Source organism: Synechococcus sp. W55.2, from assembly GCF_047461635.1.
Lineage (GTDB): Bacteria > Cyanobacteriota > Cyanobacteriia > Thermostichales > Thermostichaceae > Thermostichus.
The window spans coordinates 1-25,322 of record NZ_JANSHM010000022.1; the positions used below are offsets into that span (position 1 = coordinate 1).

At 58.4% G+C, this 25,322-nt stretch carries 19 protein-coding genes; 6 read left to right on the forward strand and 13 right to left on the reverse strand.

The features are described 5' to 3' along the window. On the forward strand, positions 1 to 928 hold a 928-nt coding region (rsgA, locus tag NW828_RS06310; protein ID WP_414382543.1), incomplete at its 5' end, for a ribosome small subunit-dependent GTPase A. A gap of 170 nt (positions 929 to 1,098) precedes the next feature. On the opposite strand, the gene NW828_RS06315 is transcribed toward rsgA, so the two are convergent. The 5 genes from NW828_RS06315 to rpmH all read right to left on the reverse strand — a co-directional run bounded on the left by NW828_RS06315 (position 1,099) and on the right by rpmH (position 6,799). Continuing rightward, positions 1,099 to 1,680 carry a Uma2 family endonuclease gene (locus NW828_RS06315; protein WP_414382545.1) on the reverse strand — a complete coding sequence of 194 codons (582 nt, stop codon included), beginning with the start codon at positions 1,678 to 1,680 and terminating at the stop codon, positions 1,099 to 1,101. 185 nt (positions 1,681 to 1,865) lie between these two features. Further along, the gene (locus NW828_RS06320; protein WP_011434474.1) at positions 1,866 to 2,447 is read right to left on the reverse strand and encodes a Uma2 family endonuclease; all 582 of its coding nucleotides are present in this window, start codon (positions 2,445 to 2,447) and stop codon (positions 1,866 to 1,868) included. An 88-nt stretch (positions 2,448 to 2,535) separates the two neighbouring features. Beyond that, positions 2,536 to 6,102, reverse strand: a complete 3,567-nt coding sequence (gene smc / locus NW828_RS06325) for a chromosome segregation protein SMC (protein ID WP_414382549.1) — start codon at positions 6,100 to 6,102, stop codon at positions 2,536 to 2,538. Positions 6,103 to 6,184: 82 nt separating this feature from the next. Beyond that, positions 6,185 to 6,565 (reverse strand): ribonuclease P protein component, encoded by a 381-nt coding sequence (rnpA, locus tag NW828_RS06330; RefSeq protein ID WP_414342200.1) that lies wholly within the window; start codon positions 6,563 to 6,565, stop codon positions 6,185 to 6,187. 93 nt (positions 6,566 to 6,658) lie between these two features. Beyond that, positions 6,659 to 6,799 (reverse strand): 50S ribosomal protein L34, encoded by a 141-nt coding sequence (rpmH, locus tag NW828_RS06335; protein ID WP_011434477.1) that lies wholly within the window; start codon positions 6,797 to 6,799, stop codon positions 6,659 to 6,661. A 225-nt stretch (positions 6,800 to 7,024) separates the two neighbouring features. Between rpmH and dnaA the strand changes: the two genes are divergently transcribed. Next, the gene (gene dnaA / locus NW828_RS06340) at positions 7,025 to 8,428 is read left to right on the forward strand and encodes a chromosomal replication initiator protein DnaA (RefSeq protein ID WP_414382552.1); all 1,404 of its coding nucleotides are present in this window, start codon (positions 7,025 to 7,027) and stop codon (positions 8,426 to 8,428) included. Between the two features lie 166 nt (positions 8,429 to 8,594). Then, positions 8,595 to 9,278 (forward strand): hypothetical protein, encoded by a 684-nt coding sequence (locus tag NW828_RS06345; protein WP_148202667.1) that lies wholly within the window; start codon positions 8,595 to 8,597, stop codon positions 9,276 to 9,278. Between the two features lie 128 nt (positions 9,279 to 9,406). Here NW828_RS06345 and NW828_RS06350 read toward each other — a convergent pair whose 3' ends face one another. The 3 genes from NW828_RS06350 to NW828_RS06360 all read right to left on the reverse strand — a co-directional run bounded on the left by NW828_RS06350 (position 9,407) and on the right by NW828_RS06360 (position 13,270). Beyond that, positions 9,407 to 10,228 carry a class I SAM-dependent methyltransferase gene (locus NW828_RS06350; protein WP_414342194.1) on the reverse strand — a complete coding sequence of 274 codons (822 nt, stop codon included), beginning with the start codon at positions 10,226 to 10,228 and terminating at the stop codon, positions 9,407 to 9,409. Positions 10,229 to 10,335: 107 nt separating this feature from the next. Then, a complete protein-coding gene (ftsH, locus tag NW828_RS06355; RefSeq protein WP_414382556.1) occupies positions 10,336 to 12,258 on the reverse strand; it encodes an ATP-dependent zinc metalloprotease FtsH in 1,923 nt (640 codons plus the stop codon). Between the two features lie 136 nt (positions 12,259 to 12,394). Further along, positions 12,395 to 13,270 carry an SDR family NAD(P)-dependent oxidoreductase gene (locus NW828_RS06360; protein WP_414382559.1) on the reverse strand — a complete coding sequence of 292 codons (876 nt, stop codon included), beginning with the start codon at positions 13,268 to 13,270 and terminating at the stop codon, positions 12,395 to 12,397. A 235-nt stretch (positions 13,271 to 13,505) separates the two neighbouring features. On the opposite strand from NW828_RS06360, the gene NW828_RS06365 reads away from it, so the two are divergent. Continuing rightward, a complete protein-coding gene (locus NW828_RS06365; protein ID WP_414382562.1) occupies positions 13,506 to 14,093 on the forward strand; it encodes a hypothetical protein in 588 nt (195 codons plus the stop codon). 9 nt (positions 14,094 to 14,102) lie between these two features. On the opposite strand, the gene NW828_RS06370 is transcribed toward NW828_RS06365, so the two are convergent. Continuing rightward, entirely contained in the window at positions 14,103 to 16,628 is a 2,526-nt protein-coding gene (locus NW828_RS06370; RefSeq protein ID WP_414382564.1) for a DNA gyrase/topoisomerase IV subunit A, read from the reverse strand. Positions 16,629 to 16,825: 197 nt separating this feature from the next. On the opposite strand from NW828_RS06370, the gene NW828_RS06375 reads away from it, so the two are divergent. Continuing rightward, positions 16,826 to 18,220: a phosphoglucomutase/phosphomannomutase family protein gene (locus NW828_RS06375; protein WP_414382567.1), complete on the forward strand. Its 1,395-nt coding sequence runs from the start codon at positions 16,826 to 16,828 to the stop codon at positions 18,218 to 18,220. A 315-nt stretch (positions 18,221 to 18,535) separates the two neighbouring features. Here NW828_RS06375 and NW828_RS06380 read toward each other — a convergent pair whose 3' ends face one another. Beyond that, on the reverse strand, positions 18,536 to 19,522 hold the full coding sequence (locus NW828_RS06380) for a hypothetical protein (protein ID WP_414382569.1): 987 nt from the start codon (positions 19,520 to 19,522) through the stop codon (positions 18,536 to 18,538). 453 nt (positions 19,523 to 19,975) lie between these two features. Next, the gene (locus NW828_RS06385; protein ID WP_414382571.1) at positions 19,976 to 20,380 is read right to left on the reverse strand and encodes a hypothetical protein; all 405 of its coding nucleotides are present in this window, start codon (positions 20,378 to 20,380) and stop codon (positions 19,976 to 19,978) included. A gap of 1,240 nt (positions 20,381 to 21,620) precedes the next feature. Between NW828_RS06385 and NW828_RS06390 the strand changes: the two genes are divergently transcribed. Next, positions 21,621 to 22,997 carry a hypothetical protein gene (locus NW828_RS06390; RefSeq protein ID WP_414382574.1) on the forward strand — a complete coding sequence of 459 codons (1,377 nt, stop codon included), beginning with the start codon at positions 21,621 to 21,623 and terminating at the stop codon, positions 22,995 to 22,997. Between the two features lie 59 nt (positions 22,998 to 23,056). On the opposite strand, the gene NW828_RS06395 is transcribed toward NW828_RS06390, so the two are convergent. Next, complete coding sequence (locus NW828_RS06395) at positions 23,057 to 24,637, reverse strand: phytoene desaturase family protein (protein WP_414382601.1); 1,581 nt, start codon at positions 24,635 to 24,637, stop codon at positions 23,057 to 23,059. Between the two features lie 79 nt (positions 24,638 to 24,716). Further along, the gene (locus NW828_RS06400; RefSeq protein WP_414382577.1) at positions 24,717 to 25,298 is read right to left on the reverse strand and encodes a Uma2 family endonuclease; all 582 of its coding nucleotides are present in this window, start codon (positions 25,296 to 25,298) and stop codon (positions 24,717 to 24,719) included. Positions 25,299 to 25,322: the final 24 nt, after the last annotated feature.

Here is a 25,322-nt window from a genome sequence, read left to right on the forward strand (position 1 = left end):
CCGAGATCTACACTTTGCTCTTCGTCGGCAGCGTCTGATGTGTATTAGTGACTGTCTCTTTACCAGTCGGGCCAATCTGAAAAAAATTGGTAAGCTGGTTATGGTGTGTGACTGGGTGGAGGTGCGCTTGCCGCCTGCTGCCGCCGACCTCTGGCCGGAGCGGGGGGTGATCGAGGCGATCCTGCCGCGGCGCACTCAGCTGCCTCGACCCGCTATTGCCAACGCGACCCAAGTTCTGGTGGTGGTGGCCCTGGCCGAGCCCGACCCTGAGCCCAACGCCCTCAGTCGTCTGCTGGTGCAAGCCGAGGCCAGCCAACTGCGGGTTCAGGTGGTGTTGAACAAATGCGACTGCGTGGATCCAGAAGTGGCGACAACTTGGGTGGAGCGTCTGCAGAGGTGGGGATATGAGCCTCTGTTGGTCAGTGCCCACACCCAAGCTGGGATCCCCCAGTTGCAACAGTGCTGTCGAGATCAGATCTCGGTGGTGACAGGCCCTTCCGGGGTGGGCAAATCCAGCTTGCTCAATCGGCTGCTGCCGGACGTTCGGCTGGCCACTCAGGCCGTCTCCAGACGTTTGGGCCATGGTCGGCACACCACCCGCCATGTGGAGCTGTTTCCTTTGCCGGAAGGCGGTTGGATCGCCGATTCGCCGGGATTCAATGCTGGCGAAGGGATCCCGCCGGTGCATCCTTTGCAGTTGATACGGTGCTTCCCCGAAGTAAGGGATCGCTTGGGCGTCTGTCAGTTTCGCGATTGCCTGCACCATCGAGAGCCGGGCTGTGGGCTCCGAGATCTGGATTGGGAACGACGGACTTTTTACTTGCAGCTTTTGCAAGAAGTCCAGCAGGTGCAAAAGGCATCGGTGGGCCTTATCCAGCCTGGCCAAGATCCCGGTCTCGCCAGAATTGCGCGAAAGACCCCAATCTGAGGACTATAGTCATTCCAAACTAGATTGAGACACTCCTCAAGCATTCCGTGCAGCTTCTGCGACCACTCCCAGCCCCTCTCCCTTTGGGAGAGGGGAGTTAGGAACCAATACACAATACAACAGAAATGTTTCATTCCTGTCTAAAATGACTATAAAACGACCGTAGAATGTCAGGTGGACCAGATCTTGCGGATGGGCAAGGTGAAGCCCGGCAGCACGTCCTCTCCCGATAAGGTTTCCGGATCTTCGACCAATTCCGGCGCTTGCCCTTGTCGGTAGATCATCACCCGCTTGGCCTTGGGATCCAGCAGCCACCCCAGCCGGCAGCCGTTGTCCATGTATTCTTGCATCTTGGCCTGAGTTTGAATCCAAGAATCGGTGGGCGAGAGGATCTCCACCACAAAATCGGGGCACAAGGGCAAAAATCCTTGACGGACTGAGGGATCCAAAGCTTCCCACTTTTCAATCGGGATCCAGGCCAAATCAGGGGAGCGGTCGCTGCCTGAAGGCAAGGAAAATCCGGTGGAAGAATCAAAGCTTTTCCCTCGGCCCGATTGCCGATTCCAAACATAAACTTCCCCGGCAATTTCAAAGTTAAGATTGCCCGTTTCCCCACCGGTTGGAGACATGATGACCAGTTCTCCTTGGGCAGTACGCTCCAGCTTCAGCTCAGGATTGGCGGCACAAAGCCGGATAAAATCTGCTCGGCTGAGGGTTATCAGGGGAGATAGATTCAGAGTCAGAGCAGCCATGGTAGTGTGACTCCGCCTGTTTTTGGCCTATCGCTCAACATTTTTACTGCAGCTGTTTCCAAGGTTGGGAGAGTTCTGCAATTGCGTGGGATCCCTGTCATGCAAGAGATCCATCAGAGTTGGCTGGGTTAAGGGTGTGGAAAAAAGCTGTATCAGGGATCGTAAATCCGTGAAAGCTACTCATATCAAGCCGACCAGATCTTGCGAATGGGCAAGGTGAAGCCCGGCAGCACGTCCTCTCCTGATAGGGTTTCCGGATCCTCGACCAATTCCGGCGCTTGCCCTTGTCGGTAGATCATCACCCGCTTGGCCTTGGGATCCAGCAGCCACCCCAGCCGGCAGCCGTTGTCCATGTATTCTTGCATCTTGGCCTGAGTTTGAATCCAAGAATCGGTGGGCGAGAGGATCTCCACCACAAAATCGGGGCACAAGGGCAAAAATCCTTGACGGACTGAGGGATCCAAAGCTTCCCACTTTTCAATCGGGATCCAGGCCAAATCAGGGGAGCGGTCGCTGCCTGAAGGCAAGGAAAATCCGGTGGAAGAATCAAAGCTTTTCCCTCGGCCCGATTGCCGATTCCAAAGGGTTAAGTCTGTGGTGATTTCGGCATTCCAGTGGCCGGTTTCCCCGCCGGTTGGAGACATGATAACCAATTCTCCTTGAGCGGTACGCTCCAGCTTCAGGTCAGGATTGGCGGCACAAAGCCGAATAAAATCTGCTCGGCTCAGGGTTGTCAGGGGGGATAGATTCAGAGTCAGAGCAACCATGGCAGGCGTTTGGACACTCCTAAACCATTCTTAGAATGAGTCTAATGGGACCTCAGGATTTGCCCTCTGCTCTTAACCAAGCCACATCTTAACTGGGGTGAGGGGCGAGTTTGGTCAGGCCAATCACCTGAGTGTATGCACCGCGGGCCTGGGTTACACCAATGGTGTGCTCAGCTTTTTCGATCATCGGGCGGCGTAAACTGACCACCAAAAACTGCGCCTGACGAGATTGCTGCCAGATCATATTGGCCAATTTTTCCACATTGGCCCCGTCCAAAAACATATCTACTTCATCAAAGGCGTAAAAGCTGGAAGGGCGGAATCGCTGCAGAGCAAAAATAAAGCTGAGGGCTGTCAAGGATTTTTCTCCTCCCGACATGGCGCTGAGACGGCGCACCGGCTTACCTTTGGGGTGGGCCACCAAGGTTAGACCGCCTGCGAAGGGATCCTCTGGGTTTTCCAATTCCAAATGACCATCCCCATCGGAAAGTTGGGCAAAGATGGTTTGAAAATGGCCGTTGACGGCATGAAAGGCATCCAAGAAGGCTTGCCGACGCAGGGTGGAAAAGTTCTCGATGCGCAGCAACAACTCGGTGCGCTCTTGGTGCAGGGTTTCCAGTTTGGCGCTGAGATCCCGCAGGCGAGCTTGGGTCTGTTCGTATTCGGCAATGGCCAGCATGTTTACCGGCTCCAGGGATCGCAATTGCTCTTCGATTTTGCGTTTTTGCCGCTGCAGCTCGTCTAAGGTCAGGGTGGCGGGCAAGTCGGGCAGCGGATCCGGCAGCTCTTGAACCACCGCTTGCAGTTGGGTTTGCAGTTGGGCCAGCAGAGCCTCTTTTTCCTGTTGTTGGGTGAGGGCGTTGTAGCGTTCCCACTCCAGGCGTTGGATTTGCTGTTGTTGGGCCCGCAATTGGAATTCTTGCCGATCCCGCTCTTGGCGCAGGTGGGAAAGTCGGGCCTCGATCTGGCTCATCTGTTGCCGTTGCTCGGCAAGGTGTTGCTGGATTTGGCCAAGGGTGGCTTGGGCTTGGACGATTTGCTCCTGCAGATAGGCTTGGCGCTGTTTGCTCTCCTGCAGGCGCTCCTGGTGGTGCTGGATTTGGGCCTGTTTCAGGTGTTGTTGGCCGGAGTTCTCCTGCTGTTGCCGCTCCAGTTGGGTCAGTTGCTGCTGCAGCTCTGCCAAGCGACTTTCTTGCTGCTGCACCGCCTGCTGCAGTTGCTGCCAATGCTGGTTCACCGGGGATCCCTCCAGTTGGCTGAGCTTGAGGGCGAGATCGGCTAGGCGCTGTTGCAAGGGATCCCAGCGCAGTTGAATCTGCTGGAGCCGCTGCTGGATCTGGTGGCTTTCGCTTTGCCTTTGCGCCAGGGATCCCTGCAGGTGTTGCAGGCGGGCCTGTTGCTTTTGGCAGTCGGCTTGGTGCCGCTCCAGATATTGCTGGGCTTGCAGGGCGTCTTGGCGAGCCAGGAGCAGGGCTTGGGCCAGTTGTTTTTCGCGGGCTTGGGCTGCTTGTAGGCGCAGGGTGAGGGCGGCCAGCAGTTCCTCCAGCTCGGCCAAGCGGGAGCGCAAGGCGGCCTCCTCGGAAGGTTCGCCGGCAGAAAAGTGGATCCCAGCTCGCTGGGGGGCGCTGCCGCCGGTCATGGCGCCCGAAGTTTCCAACAGCTCCCCTTCCAGAGTAACCATGCGGTGCTTGCCGATGTGGGGCTGGGCCAGCTCTAGGCTTTGGAAAACCAGGGTGGAGCCGAACACAAAGCCGAAAACATCCCGGTAGCGCTCTTCAAAACGCACCAAACGAATGGCGTAGTCGATCAGGCCGTCCAATTTCAGGGGGCTGGGGGGGCGGGTGGGCTGGAGCTTATTCAAGGGCAAAAAGGTGGCGCGTCCGGCTTTTTCCCGTTTCAAAAAGTTGACGGCGCTCACGGCCACGGTGTCATCCTCCACCACCACAAAGTGCAGCCGGTTGCCTGCTGCAACCTCCAGGGCCAGTTGATACTGGGGATCCACCTGCCCCAACTGGGCCACCAACCCCAAAACCCCCGGCAGACGGGCACTCAGGATGGCTTGGGTCGCTCGGGATCCCTGGGATTCTTGCAACACTTGGCGGCGGGTTTCCCATTTGTCCAGTTGCCGCTGCTTGGCGTGCAGCTCGGCGGCCAGGCGTTCGTGGGTGGCGCGATCCAACTCCAGGCTGGCCTGCAGTTGGGCCAGCTCTTGGGCCAAAGTTTGAACCTGAGCTTCCGACTGTCGGCAAGTGTGTTCCAGCTCGGCGGTGAGGGCCAGGTGGGATCCCAGCCACGCCTCGATCTGGGCAATCTCCGCTTGGATCTCTTGGCTTTGTCGTTCCAGTTGCCGTTGTCGCTCTTGCAGGCGAATTTGCTCCTGTTGGAGAGGCTCCTGTTCAGCGCGGAGTTCCTCAATGTGGCGGGTGAGGTAGCGCTGCTGTTTCACCCAGGCATCAGCGGATTGGGCTAGGGCGCGCAGCTGTTCGCGGCTCTGTTCCAAGCTAATTTGGGCTTTCTGAACCTGGGCCTGCAGGGATCCCTGGGCTTGGGCCAGTTGCTCTTGTTGGCTGTGCAGGTGTTCCAGCTCCGCCTGCAGATGCTGCTGTTGGGCTTGGCACTCCTGATGTAGGCGCTGCGCTTGCTCGATCTCCTCCTGCCAGGCTGCGATCTGTCGGCTGACCTGTTGCCGCTGTGCTTCGGCGGCGGCAATCTGGGCTTGCAGGTGCAGGTATTCCTCCTCTCCAAGGGCGTGGATGCGGCTTTGCAACTCGGCCAGGGCGGCTTCGGCCTGTTGCAAATGATCGTTCAAGGTCTGCACCTGAGCAGTGGCCTGCTCCTGAGTTTCCAGAAACCGCTGAATGGCCGCCTGGGTTTCTTCCACTTGGACTTGCAAATGCCGCCAAAGCAACACCTGTTGCTGCTGCCCCAGCGTTTGCAGCTGCAGCCGCAGTTGCTGATAGTGTTGGGCCTTTTCGCTCTCTTTGAGCAGCCGTTCTCCCTGGGCTTGCCATTCCTGTTCGATGAGCCGAAAACGCTCAATTTGTTCCCGCACCGCCTCCAGCTTGCTGTTGGCCTGGGCGATCTTGCGGTCGAAGGTGGCCACCCCCGCCAATTCGTCGATGATCTGCCGCCGTTCCTTGGGGTGCATGGAAATGATACTGGTGACATCCCCCTGTAAAACGACGTTGTAGCCGTTGGGGTAGATGTGCATCGCCTCCAGTTGTTCGTGCAGCTCGCTCAGGGTACAGGGCACATCGTTGATATAAAAGGTGCTGGTGTAGGGGAGAGAAAAGGACTCCGTCCCACTATCGCGGGCGAGCTCCTCAGCCTTTCCGGGCCTGACCCGCAGCCGGCGACTGACTTTCCATTCCCTGGGCTGGCCATCTTCTCCTGGCCCCAGCTCAAAGGTGACGGAAACGTGGGTTTCCACCTGCCGATTGCCGTTGAGGCTGCCGGAATGCACCAGATCCAACAGCCTTTCTGCCCGCATCCCTCGCGAGGACGATAACCCCAGCGCAAACAGGATCCCATCCAGGATGTTGGACTTGCCGGAGCCATTGGGGCCAGAAATAACCGTGAACCCCGGCAACAGGGGTATCGAGGTTGTGCTACCAAAGGACTTAAATCGGGTCAGCTCAATCCGCTTGACGTACATGACACCCCATATCTAGCGTGACCACCGGCAGATGATGGCAACAGGCTAGCATGGGTAGCAAAAACCTGTGCAGCCTAGGTCTCTAGGACAGCCTGGGATCCGCATCTGTGCTGACGAGCAGGTCGGCCTTTTGGAGAAGACGATGCACCTCCGCCCTCAGCTCCGGCCAGCGGTAGGTCAGTAAGTTTGCCTTGGAGATAAACAGCAGCCGGTATCCGGGTTTCAGGTTTGGGCACAGGGGGCGCAAGATTTCTCGCAACTGGCGGCGCAGCCGATTCCGCTTTACGGCAGATTTGCTCACCTTTCTGCCGATCACCAGCCCCACTTGGCTAGGGATCCCTTCGCACCCTGCGGGCATCGGCTGAAACAGCAGGGTCAAGCCTGCACCGGAACGACGTTGGCCCCCCTGGTAGAGCGCCTGAAAAGCTCGTCGGTCCCGCAATCGATGAGGAGCCGGCAACATTGGGCACCGAGGAGAGTCTGCCCCAGAAGTCAGCGAGTTTTGGGCTGCAACGCTCCAAAAAACCAAGACAAATCAAATCTCTGACCAAAGGGCTTAGGAAACCGCCAGGCGATAACGCCCCTTGGCCCGCCGTCGCCGCAAGACCTGACGCCCAGTTGCCGTTCGCATTCTGGCCCGAAACCCAGAAACCCGAATGCGTCTGCGATTGGTGCCACGAAGGGTACGCTGAGTCATGGTGAGAAGCCAACTTATGAATCCAAGATCATTTGCCAGAGCTGACCAGACCGAAATTAGCCCGCTTGAAACTGATCGTAGACGCTTAATCTTAGCAGACTCAATGGAAAATTGCTAGATTGGCTACCCCGCGCCGAGCAGTTAAATTGGGAATCCCGAAGCTCCTGTCGAGGAAGCCGCCGCTGTTTCCTCTGGGCTTCTGCTGTGTCGCTCTGAGTGTGTGGTGTGGATATTTCCCTGGATCAGCTCTGGGATGAAGCCCTGTGTCATCTGCAGGTGCAGCTCAGCCGCCCAACCTTTGAGGCTTGGATCAAAACGGCGCGGGCTGAATCGTTGGTGGACAACCGCCTCACCATCTGTACCCCCAGCGAATGGGCACGGGGCTGGCTGCAGAAGCACTACGCTTCCACCATCACCGAGGTGGTGCAGCGGGTAGCCGGGATCCCTTTGCAGGTGGAGTTTTCCGTTTCCCCCCACGCTTCTGTCGAGGCAGAACCCCCTTCAAGGGCGATTTCCCCAACATCGGGCAGAGCCGGCAGCTTACCTGCCTCCACCACCCTAGGACTGGAAGTCGGCGGCAGCCTGCCCATGCGGGCGCCGGATCTCAACCCCAAGTATTCCTTCTCGCGGTTTGTGGTTGGCCCCAACAACCGCATGGCTCACGCTGCAGCTCTGGCTGTGGCCGACAAGCCTGGGCGCGCCTACAACCCCCTGTTTCTCTGCGGTGGGGTGGGTCTGGGCAAAACCCACCTGATGCAGGCCATTGGCCACTACCAACTGGAGGCCAATTCACGCGCCAAGGTCTTCTACGTGTCCACCGAACGGTTTACCAACGATTTAATCGATGCCATCCGGCGAGACAGCATGCAGTCTTTCCGGGAGCACTATCGGGATGTGGATATTTTATTGGTGGATGACGTTCAATTTATCGAAGGCAAAGAGTACACCCAAGAGGAGTTTTTTCACACCTTTAATACGCTGCACGAGTCCGGCAAACAGATCGTACTGGCCGCCGACCGCTCTCCTCATCTGATCCCGCGTCTGCAGGAGCGGCTTTGTTCTCGTTTCTCCATGGGTTTGATTGCGGAAATTCAATCGCCCGATATCGAAACCCGCATGGCCATTCTCAAGAAGAAAGCCGAGTACGAGGGGATGAACTTGCCCGCCGACGTGATCGAGTACATTGCCACCACCTACACCAGCAACATCCGCGAGCTGGAAGGTGCCCTGATCCGCGCCGTCGCCTATGTTTCCATTTCTGGCTTGCCGATGAGCGTGGAGACGATTCAGCCCATCCTCAATCCCCCCAGCGAGCCGAAAGAGATCACCGCCGACATGATTACCGATGTGGTCTGTGAAGAATTCGGCATCGACCGAGACAGTTTACTGGGATCCTCCCGCAAGCGCGACATCAGCCAAGCACGGCAAATTGCCATGTTCTTGATGCGCCACTACACCAACCTCAGCCTGCCCAAAATTGGCGACTACTTTGGGGGAAAAGATCACACCACCGTCCTCTATAGCTGTGAAAAGGTCAGTCAGCTACAGCGGCAAAGTCTGCAATTTGAACGGCAACTGCAAAAATTGGTCGAGCGCTTGCGGGTGGTTGCCAACAGCCGTAGCAGCTAGGCTTTCTGTTGTCGCTGGGCCGTCTTTGAGGTGTTGTTGCCGCGCTGTGGAGCACCTCCAGCCTTGCCCGTCTGCGTGGAGAATCCCTCGGAAAGCGGCTACAGTAGGGACGCGATGCATGGGGTTGCAGGCGGTGAGACAGTCTGGCAAAGGGCTTCCCCTGGGTATGCTGCTCCTCTGGGCTGGACTGGTGCCTGGGTGGCCAGTTTGGGCCAATTCCACGCAAGCCAGCATTCAGGATCCGGCGCCAGCCACGCTCTCAGCCGCTTTGGATTTGGGCTTGGATAGCCAACTTTTGGAAGGCAGCCCCGTGTTGCGCCGCTGGCTGCAAAACCCGCCCCATCTCCTGGAAGAAATCCGCAACACCCCTGTCTTGCCCACGCGCTTGCAGGCCGGTTTCGAGTCCTCTTCTCACTGGCGAATCAGCCTACAAGACTTGCGTCTGGGAGATCGCCTCACCCTCAGCGGTGACTATCGCCAATCTTCCGAACATCCCGAAGTGCGCCAGTACGGGTCGGAAATGCGTTACTTTCTGGCCCCCATGGGATCCCGTTTTAATCTGGCGCCACAACTGGGGTATCGGGCTTTGGAACAAAAGAACCGCAGCCTCAGCGGAGTTAGCTATGGGGCTTTTGCCGTTTTGGCCTTGGCTCCGGGAGGTGTAGATTTGACCGGCAGCTACAGTTGGGTTGCCCCCCAGGAGCCGGAAGAAGGACAGGCCACCCTGGCGGAGCTCACTGCTGCCTACGCCATTAGCCCTTCCTTTCGTCTTTCTGCTCGCTATAGCCTGCGCAACTCGACCTTGGATCGGGAGTTTAGCTTTGGCGTTGGGCTGGAGTGGATCCCCTAGCCTGCGCTCTCGCCCTCACTCCCAGGCCCTCTCCCGGTGGAAGAGGAGGGCTGGGGATCGACGCGACTTGGATTTGGGTGATGGCTCCGCTCTGGACTCAATGAATGGCCACCTCAACCCAGCCCAGATCAGAGGCGCACTGCCCGCACAAAGGCCACCCAACCCAAGCTGAGATAACGCTCCAACTGCAGCCCCACCTGTTGAAGGTGCTCGCGCAACTGGGTTTCCGAGAAAAAATGAAGGCCGGTGGCTTCCAGCCATTGCTGCACCATCTGCCCCCATCCCTGTACCTGCTGGCTGTGCATCGAGACAAAGGCCCCTCCCGGTTTCAAGACGCGGGCAATTTCCCGCAAACAGGGATCCAAAGGCAATTCGTTCAAGGTGGCCCCGCTGATCACCGCCCCAAAAGTTCCGGAGGCGAGGGGAAGCTGTTCAGCCCGAGCCCGCATCAGGCTGTAGTGCTGCCAGTGGGGCTGCGCTTGTTGAGCGGCTTCCGCCAATACCCCTGCTGCATTGTCCAGGCCGATCACCGTCCGTTGTGGATCCTTGGCCAGGAGCAAGCGGCTCCAGTACCCCCCGGCAGTGCCCAAATCCAAGATGGGATCCCCCTCCCCCACCAACTCGGCCAGCAGTTGACTCTCCCGCTCGCTCCCAAAGCTCTCTCCCGTCAGCAGCGACAGGGCCCAGGGCCGCCAGAGGCGATCGTAGCCCCAGGCAAACCCAGGCAGATGGGCAATGGCTTGGGCCGGCGTGAGATGCAGGTCCGATGAGCTGCCGATAAAATCCACAGCCCCAGAAGCGGTGATGGGGTAAATTTGGCCACAACTGGGACAATAAACCCGATCTGCCACGGATCCCTGTTCCCGCCCTGGTGATTGGGTCAACCCTTCCCGACCGCAGCTCAGGCAGCGATAAAGGTGAACCGGCAAAGCAGAGAGCGAAGAGAGCATGCGACAGCCCAACGCAACCCAAAACTCGCGAGGAAAAGGGGGCAGCTGCCGGGATCCAGCCCCAACAACCCCCCCAGTTGTCTATCTGGCAATGGAGATGGGATCCCTTAGACCAACTTTGGACTCCGTCCCGCTTCCGCAAGTGGACTGGGCAGGCCGACCTTCTCCGGGATGGGCACATACTCTGAGACAATCGCCCGGAATTCGTCGCCATCCAGGGTTTCCCGTTCCACCAAGGTATCGGCCAATCGATCCAGCAGAGGGCGGTGCTCCAGCAAAATCTGCTTGGCCTTCTGGTAGCAGCTCTCCAGGATCTGCCGCACCTGGCGGTCGATCTTGGCGGCCACATCCTCCGAGTACTCGACGCGGTTCATCCAGCCGCCGCCCAAGAATACCTCGTTGTTGGGGGGATCCAACATCAAGGGCCCCAGCTCGGACATGCCAAAGCGGGTCACCATCTGCCGCACCAGATTCGTGTTCTGCTGTAGGTCGTTGCTGGCTCCGGTGGTCACTTCGGAGTAGCCGAAGACGATCTCTTCAGCCGCCCGACCGCCAAAGCCCACCACCACCCGATCCAGCAGCCAAGCGCGGCTGTACATGCCGGAGTCGATCTGCTCTTCGTTGGGCAGTTGCTGGGCAAAGCCACCCGCGCCGCCGGAGCGGGGAATGATGGTCACCTTGTTCAAGGGATCTGCATGGGGCAGCAGCGTCATCAGCAGGGCATGGCCGCACTCGTGGTAGGCGATCAGGCGCTTGCTCTTGCCGTCCAACAGCGGGGGCTTGGTCAGGCCGATGGTGATGCGGTCGATGGCATCGTCAATGTCTTGGTTGGTGATGGCCATGCGCTGACGGCGGGCCGCCAAAATGGCCGCTTCATTGAGCAGATTGGCCAGATCCGCACCGGCAAAGCCGGGGGTACGGCGGGCAATCGCCTCCAGGCTGACCTCTTCCGCCAGCTTCTTGTTGCGGGCATGCACCCGCAAGATCTCGTAGCGCCCCTTGAAACTGGGCCGATCCACCGTAACCTGGCGGTCGAAGCGGCCCGGACGCAAGAGAGCGGCATCCAACACATCAGGGCGGTTGGTGGCGGCAATCACGATAATGCCGGTGTTGCCCTCAAAGCCGTCCATCTCCGTGAGCAACTGGTTCAGGGTTTGCTCGCGTTCGTCGTTGCCACCGCCGATGCCAGCCCCCCGCTGCCGGCCCACCGCGTCGATCTCGTCGATGAAGACGATGCAAGGCGCATTCTCCTTGGCCTTCTTGAAGAGATCCCGCACGCGAGAGGCGCCCACCCCGACAAACATTTCCACAAACTCAGAGCCGGAAAGGCTGAAAAAGGGCACTCCTGCCTCGCCGGCAATGGCCTTGGCCAGAAGGGTTTTGCCCGTCCCCGGCGGCCCCACCAACAACACACCCTTGGGGATCTTGGCCCCCACCGCTGTGAAGCGCTCCGGCTTCTTCAGGAAGGTGACCACCTCTTGCAATTCTTCTTTGGCCTCTTCGATGCCGGCCACATCGTCGAACTTAACGCCGGTTTTGGCTTCCATCTGGAAGCGGGCCCGCGATTTGCCGAAGTTCATCGCCTGCCCAGGGCCGCCCGCTCCGCCACCGGCACGCCGCAGGAAAAAGAACAACCCCCCCAACAACAACAGCGGGATCACCAGGTTGCCCAGAAGCGCCCAAAAGGCGCTGCCATTGCGGGTGGGCACCACGCCCACTTCGATCCCCTGCTCGGTGAGGCGATCCACCAGTTGCGGCACGGTGTTGGGCAGCAGGTTCACTCGGTAGCGGGTGGAATGCTGGGTCTGGGGATCCACAGCCGTAACTTCAGCTACCAGATTGTTGTCCGTGAGGCGCACATCCGTAACCCGCCCCTCCTCGACGTAGCGCAAAAAGCGATCGTAGGTGAGGGCCGAGGCCAAAGCTGCATGGGCGGGTGCAGGCTGCAGCACCAGGCCGGATCCCTGCCAGAGACAAAAGCCCAGCATGAGGGCGATCAACCAGCGCTGGGGAGATAGAGGCTTGTTCATAGGGAAGAGAACGCTCGGTTATTAAAAGTCCTTTAACAAACTTAACCTGTCCCTCCTGGAAGGCACAACCCTACCCCCGCAAGGATGAGCTCCTGAGGGATCCCTGCCCCATCCGATGCCCGCCACCAGCCTGCAATTAGGCCGAGCCGGGGGATCCCAGCCGATCCAGCCCATAGACGCGCCGCCACATAGAGTCGGCCAGAGAGGCCGGCAGCAGCCGCATCAGCCCCAACGCCACCTTGCCCCCTGTGAAAGCAGTGTAGCGGTCGGAAGGGTGAGGATCCGTCATCGCCCTCAAGATCGGCTCCACCACCTTCTCCACCGGCCAGGCCATTTTGTTAAACGAGCTGGCCAGCTCGGCAGTCTTGTCCAAGATCGCTTTGTAGGGGCCATTGGGGTTGACAACGGCAGCAAAGGTTTCTTCCGCCACGCGGCCAAACTCGGTGGCTACCGGCCCCGGCTCGATCAAGATGACCTTGATGCCGAAGGGGGCCACCTCCACCCGCAACGCATCGCTGAGGGCCTCCACAGCAAACTTGGTTGCGTTGTAAACGCCACTGAAGGGCATCGACATCTGGCCGGCCACCGAGCTGAGGTTGAGGATGCGGCCACTGCCCCGTTCCCGCATTTGGGGCAAGAGGGCACGGGTGAGAGCATGCAGGCCAAACACATTCACCTCAAACTGGCGCCGCATGGCCGCCACATCCACCTCTTCCACCGGCCCCATCTGGCCATAGCCGGCGTTGTTCACCAGGATATCCACCCGGCCAAAGTGATCCAGAGCCTTTTGGGCCAGCGCCTCCACCTGGGCCGTATCGGCCATGTCGGTGGGCACCACCAGCGCCTCCGCTCCCCGACTCTCCACCAAGTCTTTGACGTTTCGCAGCAGCCCTTCCCGGCGGGCCGCCAGCACCAAGCGAGCCCCGCGTTTGGCCGCCTCCAGAGCGACTGCTTCCCCAATTCCAGCAGAGGCACCAGTAATCAGCACCACCTGATTTGCAAGTGAAGGCATGGTTTCTTTTATCCAAACTCTCCACCATCCTAGAAGAACGACCGGGATCCCTGGAGAGGGGCAGCCTCGCCTTCCGAACTTCTGGATTCGGCATCCGGTATTATGGCTATGATGGGGTGAGCCCAAAAAACAGCCGGGACAAAGCCCGATGGACAAGCTTCCTCTTGGGCTGAGGTCTTGCGGCGCTTTGACCAAAGTCTAAAGTGTAGAGAATGGGGTATAGGGTGCAGCGACTGTGAAGTACTTCTGCAGACGAATTGGCCGAGGTCGATCTCTGTCGCCGGAAGAGCGCTGGGCCGTTACCGAGGCCCGCTTGGCTCAATTGCTCAGGGCAGCGGAAGCCAACTTGCGGGCCAATTCTGAGTTGCGGCAGCAGCAGCAGGAGCAGCAAAAGCAACTGGAAGCCGAGCGCCGCCACAGCGAAGCCCTGAGAGACTCGACCGCCGATTTGCGCACCAGCGTAATGGAGCTGCGGGAAGGACAGGCTCTTTGGCAGAGCCATGTGGAAGAGCTGCGCTCTTGTCTGCGGGAGCTGCTCAAGGAACAAAGCGAACTGGTGCAGATTGTTGCCCAGCAGCAGCACATCCTGAAGGATTGTCAGGAAGTCATCCGCGCCATGCTGGAGCAAATGCGAGATGACCACCGAGACTTCCGCTCTGCCATTAGCATTTTGCTGGAGGAGCTGCACCAAACCGTGCGCTGTTTGGTTATCAGGTCAGGTGGCACCCTACCCAAGCCCGTTCGCCATCCCGAAGTGCCGGAGACGGATCCCGGCTTCCCGCCGACCGATTCTGCCTCGCCTGGGGAAGGCTCTCCGTCCTAGCGGCAGTAGCTATCCTGCCTCGGCTTCCGGCAGCCACTGCGGCCAGAACAGGCGCAACTCCCTGACCCGCTCCCCTTTGACCAGGAGGGATCCGTCCCCGGATCGGCTTTGCAGCGGGATGTCAGCAGGCGAGAAGGAGTACATCCGTTCGGACTCCGTGAGCACATCCAGTTGCAGATGGGGATGCTGCTCCAAATCGGGGGGGAGACCCACCAAGCTCGCCAAGCCATCTCCCCGGTCGGAGAAGTGAAAGGCCGGCACGCCCACTTGACCCCGCTCCAGGATGGGGATCTCGCTCAGGGGCAAGCGCTTCAGGTGGCCCGACCGGCTGGCCAGAACCAGGATCCCTTGCGGGGGCAGCAGCGCCATACCAACTATTCGCTCGGCGCGCCCCAAACGCAGGGCCGGCGATCCCATAGCCGCTCGACCCATCAGGGGAATCTGTTGGACATCCAGCCGCAGCACCCGTCCTCCTGAAGTCGCCAGAGCAACGCTGTAGCCTTGGCAGCCGGGATCCCAAAGGGCTGCCCAGCCCAGCTCATCTCCCTCTTTTAGCTTTAGGACGGTGGATCCCCGTTGGGTAAGGCCCATCAACTCTGCCAGGGCCAGCCGCTTGATCCGCCCCTGCCGGCTGAGCACCACCAAACTTGCCTTGCCCGGATCCGGAGCCAACGTGAAGGTGGCGACGATCGGCTCAGGGTTGGGAAGAAGGGTAACCAGAGGCACCCCCCGTGAGGACCCAGTGCTGAGGGGGATCCCTTCGATGGGCAGGGTGAAAGCTTTGCCGCCGGCGGTGAGCACCAAGATTTCCTGCTCCAGCGTGACGCATTCCAGGCCGACCAGCACATCTTCCCCCAGTTCCCGTTGCGCCGGGTTGCTGCGGGAGCGACGGCTAGGCAGAGGCAGGCGGCGCACATAGCCCTTGCGGGTGAATTGCAGCAAGAAGTGGGTCTCTTCCGTCTCTTCGCCGCTGGGGATTTGGGCCACTTCCGCTTCCAGCTCCGAGGCCGAGAGGATCTGGGTGCGCCGGGGATCCCCGAAGGTCTTTTTCAGGTGTCGCAGCTCTTTTTTCAGGTAGTTCAAGAGCTTGCGGCGGTCGCTGAGTAGCCCCTGCAGTTCTTCGATGCGGGTCTGCAACTGGGCATGTTCCTGATGCAGCCGTTCCCGCTCCAATCCCGTCAGGCGACGCAGAGGCATGGCCAAAATCGTCTCTGCCTGCTGGGGGGTACAGCCCAGGCGAGTTTGTAATTGGGCTTTGGCCGTGGTGCCATCGGGCGCTTGCCGCAGCAGCTCGATCACCCCCTCCAGATCCGCCAACGCCAGCAACATTCCTGCCACCTCTTCCGCCTTGCGCTGCACCTGCTGCAACTCGGCACGGAACATCCGGTTGAGGGTGGCCTCGCGAAATTGCAAAAAGTGCTGCAGGATGTCCTTGAGGCTGAGCTGCCGCGGTTCCCCGTTCACCAAAGCCAGCAGGATGGCCCCGAAGTTGCTTTGCAAAGGGGTGAGCTTATACAACTGCTGCAAAACCGCCTGCGGGTTGGCTTCTCGCTTGAGCTCCACCACCACGCGAATGCCGCTGCGATCCGACTCATCCCGCAGATCGGCGATGCCGCTGATGCGGTCTTGGTTGGCCAGCTCGGCCACTTTTTCGATCCAGGCGGCTTTGTTCACCTGATAGGGAAACTCGCTGATGACTAGAGCAGGCCGCCGGTGGCGTCCTTTGCCCGGCTGGATCTCCTCAAATCGGGCTACCCCCCGCAGGGTGATGGAACCGCGCCCGGTGAGGTAGGCTTCGCGGATCCCTTGGGTGTCTAAGATTTGGCCGCCGGTGGGAAAATCCGGCCCTGGGATCCACCGCAACAGTTCCTCAGGGCTGAGGTCGGGATGGTCGATCAAAGCCAACAGGCCATCCACCACTTCCCCCAGGTTGTGGGGTGGGATATTGGTGGCCATGCCCACGGCAATGCCGGAAGAGCCGTTGAGCAGCAAAATGGGCAATCGGGCCGGGAGAACGGTGGGCTCCGCCTGGGATCCGTCGAAATTGGGCATGAAATCGACAATCGCTTCCGATACCTGCTCCAGAAGCGCTGTGTGGCTCAGCTCCGCCAGCCGACACTCCGTGTAGCGCATAGCTGCCGGCGGGTCATCATCCACAGAGCCGAAGTTGCCGTGTCCCGCCACCAGAGGATAGCGGCTGGAAAAGTCTTGTGCCATGCGCACCAGCGCGTCATAAACTGCCTGATCCCCGTGGGGGTGATATTTCCCCAGCACATCCCCCACCACCCGTGCGCATTTGCGGTAGGGGCGATCCGGCGTCAGGCCCAGCTCGTGCATGGCGTAGAGGATGCGGCGGTGTACCGGCTTGAGGCCATCCCGCACATCCGGCAAGGCCCGCCCCACGATCACGCTCATGGCGTATTCCAGGTAGGAGCGCTGCATCTCCCCCTGCAAATCGGTCACAATCACCCGACCCAGACGGGATCCCCCACCCGAGCCAAATCCCAGTCCGTCGAGAGTCAGTTGCTGAGTCATGGCACACAGGAGCGGAACGCTTTCCAGGTTACTCTAGCCGCTTCTGCGGCCCCTGCGAGAGGGATCCCATCTCATCCCATCTCACATCCCATCTCAATAGAGATAGAGAAGAAGCGAAGAAGTTGAGAGCAGACCGAACCCCGCAACTCCCGCCTCGTGCTATGACTTGAAGCGGCAGCACCCACCGCAACACCACTATGGCCGATACCCCGATCCGTTTTGGCACCGACGGCTGGCGAGCCGTGATCGCAGATGGCTTTACTTTCCAAAACTTGACCGTTGCAGCCCAGGCCAGCGCCCAAGTGTTGGCCCGCACCTACCCCGGCGAAGGGATCCTGGTCGGCTACGACAACCGCTTTCTTTCGGAACGCTTTGCCGCCCACGTTGCTGAGGTGGTGGCCCGCCTGGGGATCCCGGTCTATCTCTCCACCACAGTGGCCCCAACGCCGGCCTTTAGCTGGGGTGCTAAGGAGCGAGGCTGCCATGGCGCTTTGGTGATCACCGCCAGCCACAACCCCCCCCACTATTCCGGCCTCAAGGTCAAGGGAGGATTTGGTGGCTCCGTGCCGCCGGAAGTCACTGCCGCCATCGAGCAGGATATGCGCCACCTGCAACCTCTTGGATCCCACAAGGCCCCCATCCACACCTGGGATCCCTGGCCCGGCTACCTGGCTCAGCTCAGCCGCTTTGTGGATCTGGAAAAGCTCAAGGGATCCCCGGCCAAGATTTGGGTGGATGTCATGTTTGGCTCTGGCGCTGGCGGCCTCAAGCGCCTCTTGGGGGAGAAGGTCATTGAGTTGCAGGCGCATCGGGATCCCTTGTTTGGGGGATTTCCCCCCGAGCCCTTGCCCCAAAACCTGCAGGCTTCTGCTCAGATCATCGCGGCGGATCCCGCCCCCTTGAAAATGGGTTTGGTCTTTGATGGGGATGCCGACCGCATTGCGGCTCTCGATGGGCAAGGCCATTTCCTCAGCCCGCAGATCCTGATCCCCATCTTGATCGACCACCTGGCCGGGCGACGCGGCTTGCGGGGCGAGATTGTCAAAACCATCAGCGGCTCCGAACTGTTTGTTAAAGTTGCACAGCACTATGGCCTACCGGTTACGGAAATGCCGGTGGGCTTTAAGTACATCGCCGAGCGCATGATGAGCACCCAGGTGCTCTTGGGTGGAGAGGAATCGGGCGGCATCGGCTACCTGGGCCACATTCCCGAGCGGGATGCTCTGCTTTCGGCCCTCTATCTCATCGAAGCGGTTACGGAAACCGGCCAAGATCTCAGCGCCCTTTACCGAGCTTTGCAGGAACGGGAAGGGTTCACCTCTGTTTACCTGCGCCGCGATCTCCACCTCGCCGATCAAAATCAACAAACCCAGCTCTTCCAGCGGCTGCAAAAGGATCCCCCGCTTGAGATTTTGGGGCAGAAGGTGATCAAACATTTCGACAAAGATGGCCACAAGTTCACCCTCGCCAACGGCAGTTGGGTGATGATTCGCGGCAGCGGCACCGAGCCTCTGCTGAGGTTGTACTCAGAAGCGAAAGACCTAGAAGCAGTGAACGCCCTCCTGGATTGGGCAGCAACATTGGCAGCTTAGTTCAGATCCGAGTACCAAGCCCTACGATACTGATCCGAAAAGCACGGACTAAGCGCGCCCAGCCCCTGAGGAGACACGCTGGGGACTTTGGATTTGATGTGATCAGTTCCATCACCCCCTCCTAGCTTTGCACAGATTTCTTAGAGGCGATATTTGCTACTCGACTTTGACCGCTGCAAACTTCTGAGCTGCAATTGGGGGAGTCGAAGAGTTAGTAACCGTTACCAGTGCAGCAAAAGAAAAGCCGATTGGGTGTAGCTCAACAGTCTCACCCAAGATGGTCTTGGACATTCATACAAGCCAGGCATGTATCGTCTACTTAACTGTAATGTTCACACGTGCCTGCGCCGAGATAGGAGGACTAGAAGAGTCCGTAACAGTCACCAATGTCAAGAGAGTAGAGCCAATGGGAGGAGCGTCTGTGGTGTCTGGACACTGCACCTTGATTGCCCCCGTTAGCCTGTCAAACGAAAAGCCAGCTGGCGGTGGAGGTTCAGGCTCTGCCTTGAAAGTTAGGGGGCTAAGGACTCCACCTTGGATGGTAATTTCTGGACTTACGATGACTAGCTTACGAAGGTTGTTGGTGCAATCTACTGAATCTCTATATTTAAGCTGGATAGAACCTACAGCTGATTTCACAGGAATCACAAAGTTAATATCACTGGTCAGGAAGTTGCTGGCAGTAGTTAAGGATGGGTTAAGCTTAATAGTGATGGAGCCAGTGAATACCCCGCCCGTTAGTCGAATAACTCCGAATTCTTGAGGCCCTTTGCTACCTTCCTTAAAGAGGAGAGTAGAGGTCGAAACAGTGAACGGAGCGCCCGCCCCAAAGGGGTTAGGAGTTCCGCTGACATCCAAAACAACCTGCCCACCAATCGGAGGGGCTGCGAGTTCGACCCTGACAACCTTGGTAGCCCCAACTATGTCATTATTGAGAAACTCTATCGTCGAAGGGGTAACCGTAATGGTAGGCGGCGCTTTCTGCAATACCTTAACCGGCACAAGAACATTCACACTGCCCACCGGGTAATTGACAGCTGTTGTGGCAGGGTCGCGGGTAACTATTATGGTGGCATTGCCTTCCTGAGTGGCCGGGATCAAACGGGTTAATGTAACTGTGGGCTTATCCTCGGATCCCGGTGGAATGACAACAGTTACGAAAGAGGCAGCTGTTGTAGAAACACCCACCACCTGTGGGTTATTGCTTTCCACCTTCAACACCAAACTGCCATTAGCAGGAGCTTTGGAAGGCGTAAGGGTTATAGTTTCGGTAGAACCAACAGTTGTGCCTTCCGCAAACACAACTTTTTCCGGCGTAACGCTAACTTTCTCAACAGGGAACGGAGTGGGGGGAGGAGGAGGGAAAGGAGTAAAAGGAACAGGGATCTCCGCCTTAATGGTGGGAACAGGAGCAGGAGAGGGAATCGGAGGAATGGTTGGGGCTGGGAGAGGAGGTTGGATAGCAATGGTAGGAGTTGGTAAAGGGATCCCTGGGGCTATAGGAGGTAAACCCACCTCAGTGCCTCCGGTAGGCACGCTAGGAGTTTGAGGGGGGATTATTGGCCCAGGAAGAAGGCTGGTTACGCTCCTATCCTCCTTTGCCTGTTGGCAGCCAATCAAACTGGCTGTGGTGAAGAAAACAGCCCAGATACTGCCCAAAGTGTGCAACCAATCCTTCTTGATCTTCATCTCCTCGCACCTTCACTCACCAAGTTGACATTGCAGAGTTGGCCGAACTCGCAGCGAATAACACCGTTACGGATTAACCACCAGATTGATGGGAGGAGCTGCACTGGGTAGAGTCTGATTGTTCGACACAAATAGCAGCGGCAATGTGTAGATCCCAGGAGCCGTTGCTTGAATGGAGACGTTCACCTCGCAAGTAGCACCTGCTGCCAGAACTCCGCCCGAAAGGTTGATGATCCTTGTTCCCGGTATTGCGCCCAAAGTGCCCCCGCAGGTATTTGGATTGGCAATGCCGGCAGGTGTGGGAGGATTGGCCACGACCAGCCCCTCTGGCAAGACTGCCTGGAAGCTGAGACCACTCAAGGGAATAGCGCCAGCCACTCGGTTACCGACTACAAAGGTGAGGGTAACAGGTGTATTGACCGGCGCTGGATTGGGCAGTAGGAAGCGAGCAAACAGGGGCGAGGGTCCCACAGGAACCGGCGTTGGCACAGGAGTGGGGCCTGAGGTAGGCGTAGGTACAGGCGGCAGAGGAGTAGGAGTTGGAGTGGGAGTTGGCTGAGGAAGGTTGCCACAGGGTGGAATTGCAGAGCCGCGAACCTCGCTTCGAGTTTCCCCTGGATTGAAAATTGAGTCATCAACCCGCAAAACTTGTCCAAAAGCATCTCTAATAGTTAGGACAAAAACAATGTCATCTCCTGTCAGTATTTCTTGGTTCTCGATCCTCCTACTTCCCTTTGAAAAAATCCTCAAGTCATCGAAAAACCTAGGATCCGTTGGAAACGTGTAGCTAAAGTTGAAGCCGTTAGCATCAGTGAACGTGTTGCCTCTCCCAATCAGCAGGTTCCTAAACTGACTCAGGGCCTCAGGCCGGATTACGCTGGTAACATCCGTTCCACAAGTGATGTTCAAGACCTGAATGTCTACACTCGCAATTGTTCCTCGGACAATCAGGTTGGTCAAGTCCACTCTGTAAGAGAGCGATGCAGACGGCTGATCGACATCAAAACCACCCCCCGGCCCAAATTGCGGCGGATCCGGTAAGTCGGGCTGAATGGGCGGCGGCGTGATGGGGGCGAAGTCCGGCCCGGGGCGAAAGGTGATGGGCGTGAGGTTGGGTGAAATGGTAGGGGCAACCGCCACCGGAGGGGGTGTAGCTCCGTCGGCAGTCAAGAGGGGCGGCAGCCCACCAGTAGTCTCGCTGCTACAACCAGTGACCAGGGCCAGCGAAGCCCAAGTTACCAGAAGGGAAAGGCCACCGCCGCCAAGGGCTGAGCCAGAACGTCGTTTCATTGGGGAAGTCTCCACTCACTCACACCACAGCAAATCTTTCCGACAGCGTCCAGCCGGGATCCACTGAATTTACCCCTGTACATTGACAAGCAAGATTACGAGGTATCCCGTTTGAAAGGGGGATGACTGCTGTTAGTTCTACTGCATTCCAGGGCGTTGTCAAGCGACCGGCAGAGCAAATCCAAGAAATTTTTCCGGAAATGGCCCATCCCCTAGATATGGGGTATCATAGCCTCGAGCAGGGGCGGCCAGCTTACCTGTAGCGTTGGGGTTGGGTGCCTTTCCCTCCATTTTGTGTGTGGATTTCCCCAGATTAGGGTGTGTGAGGAAGTGCCTTATGAACTTCAAAGGTCGCTCATTAGCGGTTTTGTGTGGAGTCTTGCTGCTAGGCGGCTGCGGCGAGGTTAATGAGTCCCCGACCTTGCCTGGGCCCGTCCAGGTGGATCCCACGGCGTTTGTCTCGGCGCAGGAGTACCGCTTTACCCCCGGCTCGGTGCTGGAGACCACCAGCCTCCGGTTGGACTACGTCAATCCGAGGTTTGACAATGGGATCCCTGTGCGCACCAACCCCCTCCAAGGCAGCGGTGAAGCTCGCATCGCCAATGTTGAAGCCCGCATCTTGCCTGTGAACGAGATCCCAGCCAGTGACTTGACGATTGACTCCACCCTTCGCTCCAGCACCCTGGCCATCCAAATTGGGCGAACCACACCGCTGGTGAATCTTATTGCCTTCGGCCCTAATGACGGCAGGCTATCTACGCAATTTAATATCGCCGGGCTGGTTGCAGTTTCAACCCTCCCCAACGACCAGCGCATTCGGGTGAATACCACCTTCAGGACTATCCGAGATGACGGCACTGTTTTAACGCTCACCGTGCGCCGCATTTTGGTGAACAGGAATGGCAACCAAGTTGTCCTAGAGGGAGATTCTTCTCTCATTGTCCGCACCACGGGGGTACTCTATGAAGATCCTGGCCCAGGTGGCAACCCGCCAGCAGGAAGCTTCGTGAACCCAACAGAAGGAGTATCTGCCATTCTCCAGACAGGTAGTTTCTCCGCCAGCTTTGTGGTGCGGCAGCGGGGGGTTGCGGGCGACGGCACTCCTGAGGATGCCTTGGCTCTGTTTGCACGCCTAAACTTCCGGCCCAACCAGGCGGAGATTGTCTATCGTCCTGCCCAGGTGGGTACGCAGTCGGTACTGTTCGCTCCGGATCCGACTCGGCCCAACATCTTGCCCAACCAGTTGGTGCGTATCCGGCGCCTGTTGAACGGTCGTGTTCAAGCGGAGTTTGATCCGGCCAACACCAGCACAGTTCTCAACTTTGTGCAGGTCAGCCCGCCACCGCGACCTTTCCCCACGCCGATTCCCCAGTTACCTGTTCCCACTCGTCCGGGTGCCCCAACAGTCTTTGATTACTTTTTCTCCTTGCGCACGGAGCGTTCTACAGGTACCTTACCCGGCTCGCCCGTGGAAGGAAGCAACCCTGAGCCCGTTATCCTTCAGGGCATTGTGCCCACCACAGGAGATTTCGTCTTCCGTACCCTGGCCGGAGCACAATTGGCGGGGCCGTTTAACCGGCTTGATATTGGTGGGGGAACACAAAGAGGAAATCTGAACCTTGTCTTCGATTCAACGACCTCTGCTGAGCGCATTTCCGGCCAGTGGTTTTTGGAACAAGAGTTCCCCACCGGCAACGTTGAAGGCGGTACGGAGGATGAACCAGGAAATGATGCTAGCCAGGAAGGGGCCATTTTGATCATCCGTGGGTTCTTTGAGGGAACTGAGGTGCGGCTGTAACCCAGGCAACCCGTTTGATCCCAGAGCAGGGATCCGCTCTGGCTTGGCCTTTTCGTCGGTCAGAGCTTGGGTAGATCGCTGAGCACCACCTGTGCGCAGTTGTGGCCAGGGATCCCGGTCACTCCGCCTCCTGGGTGCGCCCCTGAGCCGCAGAGGTAAAGGCCGGGAATGGGGGAGCGATAGTCGGCCAGGCCGGAGATGGGCCGCAGGTTGTAGCTTTGATCCGGCGTCATTTCCCCGTGAAAAATGCTGCCCCCCACAAGGCCGAAGCGGGCCTCCAGATCCACGGGCGACAACATCTGCCGTGCGATCACGGCGTTTTTAACGTTGGGGGCAAATTGGGCAATTTTGTCGATTACCCGATCGGCAAATTCTTCCCGCAGGCCATCGTTCCAATCTCGCCCTTTGGGTTGGTAAGGCACAAACTGGCAGAAGCAGGAGAGAATGTGCTTGCCTGGGGGAGCCATTGTCGGGTCGGTGGGGGATTGGCTGTAGATCTCGATAAACGGATCCCGGGAAGGGATCCCGTATTTGCAATCATCCCAAGCCCGCTCCAGATAGGCCACCGAGGGAGCAATGTCTACCGTGGCGGAACTGACCACTTCTGGGGGCACTTCAGCAGGGGCCGCCGTGTAGCGGGGCAGCTCCTCCAGGGCCAAGTTGAGCTTGTACACCGGGCCTGAGGTGCGGTAGTGCCGTTCTAGCCGGTCACGCAAGTCTGGGGGCAAAGAGGAGCAGAGTCGCAAAAAAGTGATTTGGGGATGGGCATTGGAGAGAACCGCCCGCGCCCGCACGGTTTCCCCCGATTCGAGGATAACCCCAGCGGCCTGCCCACTCTCCATCAAGATCTCCGCCACTGGAGCAGACGTGCGGATCTCCACCCCTAAGTCCAGAGCTGCCTTGGCCATTGCTTGGGTAATGGATCCCATCCCACCGCGCACATAGCCCCAGACCCCACGCGAGCCAATAGCCCGACCTACCGCATGGACTAGCCAGATGTAGGGCGTACCTGGAGTCATCGGCCCGGCTGAGGTGCCGATCAAAGATTGGGGAGCCATCGCCGCCTTGACCTGCTCCGACTCGAAGAACTCATCCAGGAGATCAGTGGTCGAGAGAAGCATAATGCGGCGGAAATCGTCCTCATACCCGGCGGCTGCAAAGCGATCCGCCAGTTGGCCCAGTGAAATCGGCGGCTGCATCAAAGTTGGCTCCACCACCTCGTTCACCCGATCCCAAAACTCCTCCCAGCGGTCGTAGGCTTCCGCATCTTTGCGGGAAAACTTGGCAATTTCCGCTTTGCTCTTGGCGCGGTTATCGGCATACAGGAAGAGGTGCTGCCCATCCGGGAAAGGCATGAAATAGGAAGGTTGCTTGGCATAGACCTCAAAGCCATAGTCCGGCAGGCGCAGATCGCGGATGATCTCCGGGCGCAGCAAACTACAGGAGTAGGAAGCCACCGACACGCGAAAGCCTGGGTGAATTTCTTCCGTAATGGCAGCCCCACCAACGGTGTGATAGCGCTCCAGCACTAGCACTTTTTGCCCCGCTTTGGCCAAATAGCAAGCGCTCACCAGCCCGTTGTGCCCGGCCCCAATCACCACCGCGTCGTAGCTTCGAGAACCCCTTCCCGCTGTCGCCACCGGCAATCCCTCTCAACTCTTCTCCACCCACAATACTCCTGCCAGCCAAGATTCGATCTGCCGGCAAGGGATCCCTGCCTTAACCGATGGAAAAAACCTGATCCAGACTCAACTCTCCAGCCAGGATCCCAGGGATCCCAACTTTTTCCTTGGGGGTGTAAGCCTCTCTTTTCTGGTAAACTCCCGACTCCGTTGGCAAGCTGTAAGCCTCTAGGCAGTTCTCCTGCAAGTTCAAGATCCAGTAGTTGGGGATCCCGGCTTTGGCGTAGAGTCCGAGTTTGACTTCCCGATCATAGGTAAGGGAAGAATCAGCCACTTCGATGATGAGATAGATGTCTTCGGGCTGAGGATGCCGAGAGCGGTACTCATCCTGCTGAAAGCGCACAATGGCAAAGTCGGGCTCTGGCTCGTGATTGGGGGGCAGTTGCACCGGATCCTGGGTGCGCACAATAGCTTGCTCCTGCACAAGGCCCACCAACAGTCGGTACAGGCGGCTACAGTAGGCGGCGTGCCTCTCCCCTTTCGTCATCTTTTGAACCAGGAGCCCGTCAATCAGCTCCAACTGATTGGGCTCTTCAATCTGTCCAGACTCAATCAGTCGATGAAACTCCTCAAAGGTATATCGCCTGATATAGGGATCCAATCGGGCGGCTAGAGTCATCGACCAAACTCATCAGACCCTAAA